The following is a 14769-nucleotide window of genomic DNA, read 5'->3' on the forward strand; positions in this document are numbered from 1 at the left end:
CGATATTAGACTGGCGGGATATTTGGGTATGTGCTGTTGTTGGCAGGTAAAGATTCCAAATCTGTAATAATCCGATCGATAGCTTGCGCGATCTCATCAATATGCTGATACTGTTGCTCTGGCGCTACCAAAAGCATTTTACGAATCATCTGATGTGTACGTGGATGAAGTTGTAATTCCTCTTCCCAGCTACGTTCTTGACGATCTGTTAGTGAAGAATGTGAATTTCCCTCTTCTTCGTAGCTATAGAGAAGAAATAATAACAAATGCCCTAATCCGTAAAAATCACTCGTTACATCTAGTGCGCGTCTAATCCGCTTTTCTTCCTGATCGCCACTCACCAGTTCATCGAGCAGAGCGACATCTGCTGTTCCTTCTCCTTGTTGCCACATCAATCCTAGATCGATCAAATAGACTTTATGTTGATGATAGATCACATTGGATAGACTAATATCTCGATGTACCCATCCTTGTTGATGAATCACTGTTACAACCTCTACTAATTGCTTGATCCATTGTAACGATTGAAGCTCTGTAAAGGTAAGCCCCTGTTCAAAAATCCACTCACCTACATTATGACCCTCAATATATTCCATCACCAGACAATGATAATGGTGATACTGAAATGTATCTAGCAATGACGGAATACTAGGATGATCTATTGCACTCATCGCTCTGCATTCACGTTCATAGATCAATTGTGCTCGCACATGACCTCCACGCAAAGGATACACTCTTTTCAAAACACAGGTCTGCGCGGTCTGGATATCTTCACATAGATAAGTGACACCATAGCTACCTTTGCCCAAACGACGGCAAATCTTATAGCGCTCATGAATCAACTGCCCTTCGGCAAAGTGTCGTTCTTGAATCCAGCGCATCATATGCCCTTGTATGCGTTGTAATGCCTTCAATACATTATCCAGCCTTTCGATTCACATCATTATCGTTACTTGGGATCATCTAATGATGTGATTTGAGATACATCTTGCTTTTTGGTACGTTCACGGAATTTTTTATACAATCTGCCTACCGTTTCGGGAGTCACTTCGATATTGCGTTCATATGCGTATTTGACAGAATAACCGAGTGCCAGTGTAATCGCACCTGCTACCCCTGCTCCGGCTACAGAACCTGCTCCAGGAAAGATTTTGAGCACTTGAGCAAATAAGCTTTTACCTAGATTACCAACAATAGCGGTGATCACAATTTCTTTAGCCGTTTCCCGACTAATCGGCTTGTTGTATAACGCAGCTAATCGAGTTAACAGACCTATCTGAATAGCAGTGATCGGAATAATATCAGCGCCCGGAATCGGTGCTGCTCCTACCGCCCCCGCCGAAGTAGCCGCGCCAATAATCCATTTGTTGGCGGTTGACGACTTTTCTTTGATCGTACGGGCGAATAAAATGTCTTTACTTTTTTTTTTCAACAAATCCAATATACTATCACGTAATGTATCGATATTTTGTCCGGTACGTGAAGACACAGGAATCACTTGATATTTATGACCGGTTTCTTGCTGAATACGACGAACCAGACGATCAATCTCATCTGCCGCATCAATTTTGTTGAGTACAATAATAATGTTGCTATTGATTTTCTCTAACGCTTGTAACGAATTTTTTTCAGCTTCTGAGTAGACCGTTCCTGCGGCATTGAGGAAAAAAAGAACTACATCTGTTTTGCGATAGTATTCACGGGTGACCGCAGAATTGCTTAAATTCACATCATTCAATCCCGGTGTATCGATAAAAATAATTTTTTCCCGATAAGCATAAGGCTTAATCTCTGTAGTCTCTCCAGGTTCTGCACCTACGCCTGCGACCTCTTCGCCTACAATGCGATTAATAGTAGAAGATTTCCCTGCATTTACATCGCCGATCAAAGCGATCAATACTTCATCTTTCATCTGGCGGTTAATCTCATCCATTTCTTTGTCGAACGCTTCATCTGCTGTTTTGCGAATCGTTGCTTTGAGCTGTTCATTCGTACTCATCCTGTGCCTCCTGTATATAGATCAAGATATTGATTAAGATTCAAAGCCTTCTAATACCAATTTGCCGATCATATCTCCTGCTTCTAGCAAACGATGAGCTTCTTGCAATTGAGCCGTATTAATCGGACGCAGACGCTTCGTCTCTGTCGTGCGAAGCTTGCCTTCATCAATCTGAGTCGCAATCCGGTTCAAAATCACACCTTGCTCGTTCATATCGTCTGTCTCATACATTGAACGGGTGAACATGAATTCCCACACAAAGGTAGCACTTTTATTTTTGAGTGCTTCCAGATCAATCGGTTGCTCTGTTTCTACAATCGAACAGATTTTGCCTTGAGGAGCGATCGCATCCGCCATATGTTGCCAGTGTTGATCAGTATGATTTAAGCATAAAATATAATTCACATCAGAGATACCTATCTTTTGCAATTGAGGAACAAATTCATCATGATGATTAATCACATGATCAGCTCCATGTGCTCTAGCCCAATCGGTTGTCTCTGAACGAGACGCTGTACCGATCACTGTTAGACCTGCTTGCTGAGCAATCTGTGTAGCGATAGAACCGACGCCACCTGCGGCATTGATAATCAGAATCGTCTGACCCGAGTTCGCTGACGCATCCTCAGAGATACCTAGACGTTCATGAATAGCTTCCCATGCTGTCAGTGATGTTAACGGCAACGCAGCAGCCGCAGCGAAATCAAGTGACTTCGGCTTATGACCTACAATACGTTCATCAACCAGATGGTATTCACTGTTACCTCCTGCTCTTGTCACACTTCCTGCATAAAAGACTTCGTCCCCGATCTGAAAATCGGTCACGTGCTCTCCTACTTCAACAACAGTTCCAGCTACATCCCAGCCTAGAATACGAGGATTCTCCTCGACTTGATCTTTGGGTGCTCGAATCTTTGTATCTACAGGGTTCACCGAAATCGCTTGAACTTGCACAAGCAGATCACGTCCGCTAGCAGATGGTTTGGGTATTTCTACATCCAATAGACTATCCGGTTGATCAATTGGCAAATAACGGGTTACTCCTACAGCTTTCATTATACTCATTGTTTTCATCCTTTCGGTATCTATGTATGTCGTTACTGTATATTTACCCGTTATTCATTTATCTCACACTAACCGCTTTTCTCTTTTGTTTATCCCTTATTCTACTTCTACGCTTCGATCCTCTTATTGGATACAAATACATGGTACATTGTGCAAATCAATGTATTTGTTTTTATCCTAACCGATGATGAAGGAGCTGACTATTTACGTATGAAACTTTCAGTGTTTACTGTATGTACGCCTGATCTTACACCAGAACAATTGATAACAGCAGCTACACAGGCAGGTATAGACGGGATTGAGTGGCGCTTTGCTGCTATTCCGCAAGATGCGCAAGCAGAAGCTCCTTCTTTTTGGCGACATAATCGTTGTTCGATTGATCCAGAACATACTGAACCTAGTGTTTCTATTATCAAGCAATCTGTACAACAACATCAATTAGAGTCGATTGCTCTTGTTCCTTATCTGAAATGTGGGGATCTGGACAGTACCCATCATGCGTTTGCCACTGCCAGCCAATTAGGGGCTTCGATGATGCGTGTCGGTGTACCCATGTATGATCGTAGCCGTCATTATCGCGATCTGGATGCAGAAGCTACCCGTTACCTTTCCAGTGTACAAGAATTATCTCAACAATACGGGATTCAAGCTCTAATAGAGACCCATCATCAGACGATTGCTGCTAGTGCTTCTGCGGCGTTACGTCTGGTCGAACATCTGGATCCACAGTATGTAGGTGTGTTATACGATCCCGGCAATATGGTACATGAAGGATATGAAAATTACCGGATGGGGCTTCAATTGCTAGGGCCTTATCTCGCTCATGTTCATGTCAAAAATGCAGCATGGATTCAGCAAGATCAGCAATGGCAGTGTCAGTGGGCTCCTATACTTGAAGGGATTGTACCTTGGCAACAGATCATTAGCGATTTGCAAAGTGTAGGCTATGACGGTTATCTGGGTGTTGAAGATTTTAGCGCGGGCAAATGGATTCGTTTGAAATGTTATCGTATTTTGCCAGATCATTTCGTGAACTTGCCGGACAGTCTATCAAGGAGGGTCAACGATGAAAGATACATCTTCTACTATACGTGTAGGTATTATTGGTGTCGGGAATATGGGGAGTGCTCATGCTCGTACATTATTATCAGGGACGATTATCGGGGCAGAACTGGTCGCTGTCTGTGATATTCGCGAAATGATGCGTGATTGGGTGAGTGAACAGCTATCACCAACTATTGCATTTTGGAGCAATGCCGAAGACATGCTCTCTTCTGGAACAGTAGATGCGGTGATTCTAGCGACTCCACATTATGATCATGCCAGACAAGCTGCGCTCGCATTTGCCAAAGGTATTCATGTTCTTGTAGAAAAACCTGCTGGCGTATACACCAGACAAGTACGGGAAATGAACGAAGCGGCAGCAGCAAGTGGCAGTGTATTTTCGATTATGTACAATCAACGCACCAATCCACTTTATATCAAATTAAAAGACTTGATTTCTTCAGGAGAATTAGGAGAGATCAGACGTCTGAATTGGATTATTACGAACTGGTATCGCTCGCAAAGTTATTATGATTCCGGTGGTTGGCGGGCAACATGGAGTGGTGAAGGCGGCGGTGTATTGATCAACCAATGTCCGCACCAGCTTGATTTGTTGCAATGGACAACAGGAATGATGCCAACCCGAATACGTGCTTTTTGCCAGTTCGGTAAATATCGAAATATAGAAGTGGAAGATGATGTGACTGCCTATGCAGAGTATGAGAATGGCGCAACAGCCGTTTTTATTACAACTACAGGCGAATATCCGGGTAGTAATCGATTTGAAATTACAGGTGATCAAGGCAAAATCGTGATCGAAAACGATACGCTAACATTCTGGCGTTTGCGTGAATCCGAGACATTATTTAATCAACAATACACAGGCAAGTTCGGACATCCTGAATGTTGGAAATGTGAGATTCCGATTGAAGGGATCGAGACTGGACATCCTGGCATTATACGTAATTGGATTGAAAGTATTCAGCATGGTACTCCATTGATTGCTCCTGGCGAAGAAGGGATTCGTGGTCTAAGTCTATCCAATGCGATGTATTTGTCGACATGGATCGATGATTGGGTAGAACTACCTGTGAGTGAAGAGCAATTTGAGCATGAATTGGAGCAACGCAAACAACAATCTTCTATTGCCAAGCCTCATTCTTCGGCAGATCAATTGCCTGCTGATCTAAGTGCTACTTATAAATAATAGAAACCAAACCAAGCTATGTTAAGGAGATTACACTATGAGTCATTCGCAAAAAGACGGTATGTTCTACGCACCAACTAGTGAATATCAATCCCAAACGGTCTGCGCACCCGATCAATGTCAAATTGCTGTGGCTGCACTGGATCACGGGCATATCTACGGAATGTGCGAAGGACTGATACAAGCCGGTGCTACGCTAAAATGGGTATACGATCCTGATCCGCTCAAAGTACAGCAATTTTGCAAGCAATTTCCTCAAGTGAGCGTTGCGCCAACCTTAGAACATATTTTACAAGATGAAAAGATTCTTCTGGTCGCTGCCGCTGCTATTCCAGCAGATCGGGGACCGCTTGGCATACAGGTGATGCAAGCTGGCAAAGATTATTTTACCGACAAAGCGCCTTTCACGACATTAGAACAATTAACCCAAGCCAAAGTCGAAACCGTTCGTAGTGGACGCAAATATATGGTCTACTATAGCGAGCGCCTGCATGTAGAAAGTGCTGTCTATGCAGAACAACTTATTCAACAAGGTGCTATCGGACAAATAGTACAGGTTATGGGTACAGGCCCACATCGCTTGCAAGCAACAAAGCGACCGGAGTGGTTTTTTGAGCGTGAACGATATGGAGGTATTCTTTGCGATATTGGCAGTCATCAGATTGAGCAATTTTTGACATTTACCGGTTCTACAGATGCGACAATTCAGCATAGTCGTGTCGCTAATTTTCATCATCAGCAGTATCCTGAATTAGAAGATTTCGGTGAAATTTCATTGCTAGGCAATAGTGGCGCTTCAGGATATATGCGTGTAGATTGGTTTACCCCTGAAGGTCTGAGCACATGGGGAGATGGACGCACTACCATTCTAGGGACAGACGGTTATATTGAACTGCGTAAATATGTAGATATTGCTCGGGATAACACAGGTGATCATGTCTATCTTGTTAATCATGAAGGGGAATATCATTTTGAAGTTAAAGGTAAAGTAGGCTTTCCATTTTTCGGTCAGTTGATTCTAGATGTATTAGAGCGAACTGAACATGCAATGACTCAAGAGCATGCGTTCAAAGCCGCTGAATTATGTCTGCTTGCACAACAACAAGCGTGGATAAGAACAAACGCACTGCAAGGATTTAATACTGCTCCTTTGGCCAATCGTCTGTCCTAGCGCTCTCTGCCAGTGTTACAATGGAGTCAAGATCATCTGATGAATAGACCCCATTGCAGGAGGTATACTGGCAAGATGCCTAATACATTGCGCTTAGACCAGTCTGTGACTTATGGATATCGCTCGGAAATGCCTTTTCAGCCACCGACTGTAGACGGATTCCACTCTCATTTACATTATGAGATTTATTATTTTCATGCTGGCGTGTGCACCTACATTATAGGAGACCGTAGCTATGATCTGCGTCCGGGTGATGTGTTATTGATGCACGGTATGACTTTGCATCGCCCTCATCCTGCACCTGATCAACCGTATATTCGCTCGATTTTGCATTTCGATCCAGCGGTGTTACACAATTATATTCAACCTGAACATATCTCGGAATTGCTGTATCCTTTTGAACATATCGGGAATTGTCGGCTGTCTCTCAATCCAGAACAACAAGCAGAATGGGAGCAGTCGTTAGCTTATCTACAACAGATCGCTCCTGAGCCAAATGAAAAAGTATCTTTGCGATTTATAATGCGGATGTGTGATCTACTATCACTGCTTGCTGAACGTTGTAAGCAAGAACATATCACTTATGAACGGATTGGAAAATCAGGATATGCGCAAGCGATTCTGGATTATATCGAAGCCCATTATATGAACGATATCACTTTGGATGATATTGCCGATCATCTTCATTTATCCAAGCCTTATATTGCGAGTGTATTCAAGCAATCGACAGGAACTACAGTATTCAAATATCTATACAATCGGCGGATTACACAAGCTACTTTATTATTGCAATACCAATCCGATCTATCGATCACTGAAGCTAGCCGATTGGTAGGATTCAAGCAATTGACTCATTTTAGCCGATTATTCAAACAAATGGTTGGTTGTTCGCCTGAAGTATATCGTGCCCGGTGGTTACAGGATGCGATCAATGAACACTAACTCTATGACAAAAGCCTACCCCTGTTATGATACGTTTTAGGGATAGGCTTTTATTGTATTGTAGTCTTTATTTCAGTTAAGTTGGATTAGATCCAACCGGATCGTTGTAACAATCGGCGAATCATAGTTGTTGCTTGTGCACGTGACACATCGCTTTGTGGCTCTATAGCTCCTTGATTCCCTTCAACAATATGATATTTGACAGCCAAAGCCAGTGCAGGCACAGCCCAATTGGAGACTTGCTTGCGATCGGAAAAACCGCTTAGCTGTGCATTGGCTTCATTGGTCGTAATATCTGTACTCAAGCCTGTTAATTTCATCGCATGACTCAATATTTCGCTTGCTTCTTCGCGGGTAATCTGTTGATTCGGGCGAAATGTAGTATCGTTATATCCTTCGATCAATCCATGATTACTGGCACTGCCAATCACACCAGCATACCAATCAGAATCATGCACATCGGAAAAAGTAATTTTGCTAGGTTCCGCCGACAATCCCAGTGCTCTAACAATCATCGCTGCAAATTCCGCCCGGGTTACCAGTCGATCCGGTGCAAAGACTCCTCCTTTTTCCCCTGTTACAACAAGCCTTGAAGCCATATCATTCACATCTGTACGGCTCCAATGTGTAGTCATATCGACAAAAGATGGATGATGAGCTATCAGTGCATAGATACCGTTACTCCATCCATGAATATGTGCTAGTGATTGACTGTCTGCTGATGATGAGGGTGAGATCACTGTAGGAACAGGATTGATCGTCTGATCACTATGATACACAATCGCTGTAGTGGCTGTAGCATTAGCAGAATGAGTAGAGGTTGTATTCGGTACTGACATTGTTACGTCGAGACTTTGGTCACTTCCCTGCGGATTCACGGCTACTGTCTGTCCGTTATATTCAGCATGTAATTGAATCCCTACCGGAGAACCGATCATCGTCAGCCCTTGTTGGTTCACAATAGATTGCAAAGGTGCTAACTCACTACTGGATGGTGTACTGATATTGATAATTAGCGTAATCGGAGTGACCGCTGATGGCGAGTTAGTAAATGATTGAATCAATTGTTGTTGCGGTAGTATAGCGATAGGCAAAGTGTACGTTACCTGCGGACACACAATTATCAGCGAACCCTGTTGCTCATACAATGCTTGTAATAATGAACCTTCAATCGGTACTTGAATCGATGGTTGATCTTTTGGGATTGAAATCGTTAATTGATGATCATTGTTCGCTGTTAGTTGTTGAATCGCTAAAGGATTGTTGATGTGAATGGTAGGCAAAGTAGAATCTGTAGCCGGCTCGATTGTAACTAACGGCTTCGTCTCTGTACTATTCTCATCATTCGTAACCATAGGAGTCGTTGCCATATCTGCGGAATCCCGTGATCCGATAACAGGTTCTGCAAGCGACGAATCTACAGTCGTTGGGGCAATAGATGTTACGGTAGGATCGACAAATATATAAGCGCCATCTCTACCCAACTGTATAACCGCTACTAAGCGAATATTAGTAGGATCTGCTTGTTCTCGAATATACAGATAACCCGGTTGCCATTGTACAGGTGTAACGATCATTTCTGCTTGAACCCATGTACCATTGGTGCCGTTAGTAGAATCTATGCTATATTCCATCGCTGTGGTCGTCCCTGTTAGCCACCCTGCTAGAATATTCACACCTACATCCGCTAGATCCACCGATGACCCTGCTAGTACAACAGGCGATGATAAGCTGTCTGATGAAGTGGATTGTTCGGCTGCTTGAACATCTTGTACAGCTCCCCATCCCCAAGCCACCATCATTAGCAGACTGATGCAACAGATATACAGCGAATACCGACTGATATCACGTCCACGATAATGCGCCATCGCGAACCCCCTATCCTTTTTATAATTATATATTTGGTCATTTATTGGTGAAGTCGTTGATATAATTGTATCGTTTCTTTTTGAGGTTCAATGCCTAGATCTTCTTGTAGTAAATTCACAAAACTTCGATAGCAACTTGTCAGCAAAGCATAATGACCGATACTGGCATACGCAGTCATTAACAATCGGCAAATTTCTTCTGAATACGGATCTTTTTGCCATGCGCTTAATAGACGCTGAATAGCTTGTTGTTCCCGATTATGATTGATCTCATATTGAGCGGTTGTGAAAAGTAGATTCATATAAGCTTGCAATAAATTTTGACGACGAATACTTGCCCATGGGTAATCATGTTCTTCTAAATAATCACCGCGATATAACGATAACAAGTGTTCATTTTGATGATAGCAATCTTCGGCATAATCTTTGTCCGCTTGAATCCCTGCTTCAAATCGATCTACATCATTCATAATACCTTCTTGATTCAATCGATATCCTTCTTGTGCATATTCCAGCTTGGTAGTGATACCCCATTCTTTGAGCAACTTCCGAATCTGATATACCGATGTATGCAAATGAGTGGTTGCTTTTTCTTCTGTATATTCCGGCCATAACGCATCTATAATTTTTTCTTTGGAGACCCATTCTCCTTTGTGATGCATCAGAAAAGCAAACAACTCTTGAGCTTTCATCGTACGCCATTTTAGTTTTTTGCCATCATGGTGTCCATCTTGTAAAGTAAGCCGCTTAAAGCATAATACTTTGACCATATCTTCAGTAGGCTCGGTCTCTACCGCTTGAGTAGTTGGAATCGAATTGCGTATCCGTTCTAACGTTTTTTGAAAACGAACAGGCACAATCGGTTTTAATATATAATCCAGTGCATTTAATTCAAATGCTTCTAAAGCATATTCAGAATAGGCTGTAATATAAATAATTTTGATTCTATGATCAATCTGTTGAATATATTCAGCCGCTTCTAGCCCATTAATCTCAGGCATCCCAATATCGAGAAAAACAATATCGGTTTTGTCTTTTTTCAAATGATCGATCCCTGCTTGAGCAAATGTATATTTTCCAACAACCTCAATATTGCCATCTTTGTTTAACAGTTTTTCCAAGTGTAACAATGCTGGTTTTTCATCATCGATCAAAATCGCTCTCATGCGCTTATTTCACCTCCCGGAATCATAAAGCTTACCGTTGTTCCTTTACCGATAGTACTTTCAATTTGTAGCCCTTCCCCGTACATTGCGAGTAGACGTTTGTGAATATTAATCACACCTACACCACTATTGGCAGACGCCGCAGACTCGCCTGCTAACAACGCTTGAATCTTTTCAGGTGCGATACCGATACCATCATCGTGAATACGTACGAATAGATCATTCTGTTGTTGTTGAATCGAGATTGTCAGTATACCGCCTGCTGCTCTGTTCATCAGCCCATGTCGCACTGCATTTTCAACAAGCGGTTGTATACTAAGCGGTGGAATCATTTGCCCGATTTCGCGATCAATATCCCATACAATCTGCAAACGTTCATCAAAACGTGCTTTTTCCAAAAATAAATACGATTGAATCAATTCGATTTCTTTATTCAATGTCGTTAACTGATCTCGATTCTGAAAATCAAAACTTCGCCGTAAATACTGACTCAGCTCAATCAACAATTCTGAAGCTTGATCTGGATCAATCGAACACATCGCAATAATCGTATTTAGCGCATTGTATAAAAAATGAGGCTTGATCTGTGCTTGTAAAAAAGCCATTTCTGTCCGTAACACAGTCTGTACAGATGATTTGAGTGCTAATAATGTATTCACACGTGCTCTTAATTCAATCGCATGAACAGGCTTGCCTAGAAAATCATTAATCCCTGCTGCAAATCCATTCTGAATATCTTCAGGACGACTTCGTGCAGTCAACATTAATATCGGTAATTCAGATAGAGAATACCGCTGACGAACCTGCCGGCATAATTCTAGTCCAGACATTCCTGGCATCATCCAATCGGTAATCATTAGATCAATTTTCGGATGATACCGTAATTTATCCAGCGCTTGCTTCCCACTTTGAGCTTCAATCACCACATACTGTTGTAACGATAAAATATTGTTCAACACCTGCAAGTTCATCGGATCATCATCGACAATTAAAATAACATGCGTATGCGGAGCAACAGATGATTCATCATCGTTATGTGCTACTGCATCTTTTTCACGTTGTAACACAGGTTTGTTTTTAGAGATCGATTGTTTGACTTCATGTTGAACAGTGATCGGTTTGGAGAACGTGGTAAGTTCTTTGGTGATCGGTACATCCGCTGTCGGCAACGTTACTGTAAATGTAGATCCTTGACCGGGAACCGAGTCTACAGTGATCTGTCCATCGTTCAGCTCGACTAGCTTTTTGGTGATGCTAAGTCCTAGCCCTGTACCAGCATAACTTTGTTCTGATAGCCCTAACCCTTGCTCAAATGATTTGAAAATATCTTCATACCGATCTGCTTCGATCCCGATACCTGTATCTGTTACAGAAAAAGTAACCGCTTGTGCACCCACTTCTACAATAAAACGAATCTCTCCTTGTTCAGTAAATTTCACAGCATTGCCAAGCAAGTTATATAAAATCTGAATTAACCGATCTTCATCGGTATACAGTGGAGGTACATATTCAGGCCATTCTTGGATAAATACAATTTGTCGTCCTGCTGCGGTGTAACTAACAATTTCGAGTACGGATTCAGCAACAGTACGTAGATCAACCGCTTTGCGATCTAACAACAGATCACCATTTTTCAATTTGGAATAATCCAGAATATCGTTGATTAATGCTGCTAGCTTACGCCCTGTTGAAGATACTAAGATCAGTTGTTCCGCTTGCTGGTCTGCTACAGGCCCGGCCGCCCCTTCTATCAGTGATTCCGTCATATTGATCATGCCATGTAAAGGGGTACGAAGCGCATGTGATGTATTGGCTATAAATTCATCTTTTAATTCATCTAACGTCAGCAATTGCTGAGATAGATTCTCGATTTGTTGAAAAGAAAGGGCAAATTGTCGACCAATCAACAGACACTGCGTAATAACAAAAAATAATACTTCTAAAGGAATAATTACTGTATTGTCGATAATCCCTCGTAGACTGATTAGACTAATAATCGCAACGACCGCTAGACTATGAACACTTAACAGCATCGCCTGACTATTCGGTTGCTTGCGAATAACCGCTCTTACTACGATATAGAGGATGTATGCCACTGTAAGCAAGTTACAGAAAAACCATCCTTTATCCACCTGAGTGAAAAAAGTTGTCGGTGTTGCTAACGCCATAATCAGCAAGATGATAGACATGATTCGATACATACGTAACACCCAGCGATGAGCTACATTCGGTAACGATTTGCTTACATAAAACAGCAAACAATAATAGAAGGTCACCGAACAGATGAGTTGAACACGCAATACAATATCGTAGGAAAGATCGGGTAATATCATACTGAATAACTTTTCTCCATGTGTTAGAACATGTACAAAAGCAGCGATACAGAAAAATCCTAGATATAGCAAGGTCTGATCTTTACGACGCATATGATAAAGAATCAATACATACAGACCGGGAAGCAGAAATCCTCCCATCACTGCGATATCACTAATAATCGAAATTTCACGTTCTTTAGTAATCGAAGCCAGATCACCAAAATTGATCGGATAAACGATACCACCAGACGAATAACTATAATTCGAGACTTGAACAACCAGATCTATCGTATTGCCATTTACAGGAACCCATGTGTTATAAGGAACATTGTTAGGGATCGTCGTTGCAGCTGTTGTCCCCGGAGACCCGCTAGATCCTACAAGTTGTCCATTGATAAAGATGCGATTAGCTGTACGGATATTTTTGACATGAATACCATACATGCGTTCTGCTTGCTCTGGATCTGCTACCAGAATACGCAAATGATACGTTGCATATCCAAAAGCAGAAGCTCCATGTTGCTCCATCACTTTATTCCATGATTGAGGAACTTGAATAGGTTGAGCCGGAGTATTCGTCGATATTGCTTTTCCATGTTGAAAATCTTGCGGATTCAGCAAAACAGAGGGGTAAATATCCCATTCTCCATTGAGGGGAACCGTGCCATCTGCTGTGTAATCCCACTGACGCAAATCCATGACTCCATGTTGTGAGACAGGATGTTTGATTGTATCGTCAAGATATTGCCTGATAAATCCATATACAGGCAAAGCGATTAATAAGAATACAATTATGGGGACTAGCCATTGTTTTTTCATAACGGCTCCTTCATCTTCTTCTGATGTTTACTATTTATGTAAGAATCATTTGCAGATTTGCGCAAAATAGTTCATGTTCTAATCTATATAACGGTCAAAAGCATCCAGAAATGTTGGTTTTGACGCAAAATAATTAGACTTTTTACTAATTATTCAAGATGTATGATTTGGTGTATGTTAACTATAGAGTCATAGCATATAAGGAGGAATAATAATGAAAGCAGTTGTAATCGAACAATACGGTGAAAAAGAAGAACTGAAAGAAATGAATGTTCCTGATCCTGTGCCCGGAGAACATCAAGTAGTCGTTAAATTAAAAGCGACTTCGATCAATCCGATTGACTGGAAATTACGTGCGGGTTATTTAAAACAAATGATGGATTGGGAGTTTCCGATTATTTTGGGATGGGATGCTGCTGGTGTGATTACAGAAGTCGGCTCTGCGGTTACCGAATGGAAAATCGGAGATGAAGTATTCGCTCGTCCGGAAACAACGCGCTTTGGTACGTATGCAGAGTACACGCTGGTAGATGATCATTTATTAGCAGCATTGCCTGTTAGTGTGACCTTTCAAGAAGCGGCTTCGATTCCGTTAGCAGGACTTACTGCATGGCAAGCTCTGTTCGATCATGGACAATTGAAAGCCGGTGAAACGGTACTGATTCATGCAGGAGCAGGTGGCGTAGGTAGTCTTGCGATCCAACTTGCTAAAAATGCAGGTGCACATGTTATTACAACAGCTAGTGAAAAAAATAAAGAATTTCTTGAATCATTAGGAGCAGATCAAATAATTGATTACAAATCGGCTGACTTCTCCGAAATCTTGTCCGATGTCGATCTGGTATTTGATACGATGGGTGATAAGATTCAAGCCGATAGCTTCAAAGTACTCAAACCCGGTACTGGACGCTTAATCTCGATCGTTGGGGAGCCGGATGAGAAGCTCAAAGCACAATACGATGTGACTGCCAAATCGATCTGGTTACAACCTAACGGCGAACAATTGCAAAAGTTAGCGTTATTAATGGCTGAAGGCAAGCTCAAAGCCATCGTCGGCACTGAAATTCCTTTCTCTGAAAAAGGTCTACAAGAAGCTCATGAATTAAGTGCTACTCATCATGCTAAAGGTAAAATTGTAATCACGTTTGAATAGAAACGGTGGTGCAATCTCCA

General features: G+C 41.9%; 11 protein-coding genes. 5 read left to right on the plus strand and 6 right to left on the minus strand.

Features of this window, described 5'->3' with window-relative positions:
• Positions 1-5 precede the first annotated feature (5 nt).
• From QE450_RS18740 to QE450_RS18750, 3 genes are read right to left on the minus strand one after another with little or no spacing between them, the layout of a single operon-like run.
• The gene (locus tag QE450_RS18740) at positions 6-914 is read right to left on the minus strand and encodes a serine/threonine protein kinase (protein ID WP_307301244.1); all 909 of its coding nucleotides are present in this window, start codon (positions 912-914) and stop codon (positions 6-8) included.
• A 35-nt stretch (positions 915-949) separates the two neighbouring features.
• Entirely contained in the window at positions 950-1999 is a 1050-nt protein-coding gene (locus tag QE450_RS18745; RefSeq protein WP_273614033.1) for a YcjF family protein, read from the minus strand.
• Positions 2000-2032: 33 nt separating this feature from the next.
• Positions 2033-3064, minus strand: coding sequence for a zinc-binding alcohol dehydrogenase family protein (locus tag QE450_RS18750; RefSeq protein WP_307301247.1), 1032 nt, complete (start codon positions 3062-3064; stop codon positions 2033-2035).
• Between the two features lie 210 nt (positions 3065-3274).
• Between QE450_RS18750 and QE450_RS18755 the strand changes: the two genes are divergently transcribed.
• The 4 genes from QE450_RS18755 (at position 3275) to QE450_RS18770 (ending at position 7428) form a co-directional block, all read left to right on the plus strand.
• Entirely contained in the window at positions 3275-4252 is a 978-nt protein-coding gene (locus QE450_RS18755; protein ID WP_307301249.1) for a sugar phosphate isomerase/epimerase family protein, read from the plus strand.
• Complete coding sequence (locus QE450_RS18760; protein WP_307302765.1) at positions 4182-5315, plus strand: Gfo/Idh/MocA family protein; 1134 nt, start codon at positions 4182-4184, stop codon at positions 5313-5315. The genes QE450_RS18755 and QE450_RS18760 overlap by 71 nt, the downstream gene beginning before the upstream one ends.
• Positions 5316-5352: 37 nt before the next feature.
• The gene (locus QE450_RS18765) at positions 5353-6486 is read left to right on the plus strand and encodes a Gfo/Idh/MocA family protein (protein WP_307301251.1); all 1134 of its coding nucleotides are present in this window, start codon (positions 5353-5355) and stop codon (positions 6484-6486) included.
• Between the two features lie 75 nt (positions 6487-6561).
• Complete coding sequence (locus tag QE450_RS18770; RefSeq protein WP_307301253.1) at positions 6562-7428, plus strand: AraC family transcriptional regulator; 867 nt, start codon at positions 6562-6564, stop codon at positions 7426-7428.
• 86 nt (positions 7429-7514) lie between these two features.
• Here QE450_RS18770 and QE450_RS18775 read toward each other — a convergent pair whose 3' ends face one another.
• From QE450_RS18775 to QE450_RS18785, 3 genes are read right to left on the minus strand one after another with little or no spacing between them, the layout of a single operon-like run.
• Positions 7515-9296 (minus strand): S-layer homology domain-containing protein, encoded by a 1782-nt coding sequence (locus tag QE450_RS18775; protein WP_307301256.1) that lies wholly within the window; start codon positions 9294-9296, stop codon positions 7515-7517.
• A gap of 41 nt (positions 9297-9337) precedes the next feature.
• Positions 9338-10462, minus strand: coding sequence for a response regulator (locus QE450_RS18780; RefSeq protein ID WP_307301258.1), 1125 nt, complete (start codon positions 10460-10462; stop codon positions 9338-9340).
• Positions 10459-13596, minus strand: a complete 3138-nt coding sequence (locus QE450_RS18785; protein ID WP_307301260.1) for a hybrid sensor histidine kinase/response regulator — start codon at positions 13594-13596, stop codon at positions 10459-10461. Before QE450_RS18785 ends, QE450_RS18780 begins: the two co-directional genes overlap by 4 nt.
• Before the next feature lie 214 nt (positions 13597-13810).
• Between QE450_RS18785 and QE450_RS18790 the strand changes: the two genes are divergently transcribed.
• A complete protein-coding gene (locus QE450_RS18790; protein WP_274171522.1) occupies positions 13811-14749 on the plus strand; it encodes an NADP-dependent oxidoreductase in 939 nt (312 codons plus the stop codon).
• The last annotated feature ends 20 nt before the right edge of the window (positions 14750-14769 follow it).

The sequence above is a fragment of the Paenibacillus sp. SORGH_AS_0306 genome (genome assembly GCF_030819345.1).
GTDB lineage: Bacteria > Bacillota > Bacilli > Paenibacillales > Paenibacillaceae > Saccharibacillus > Saccharibacillus kyungheensis.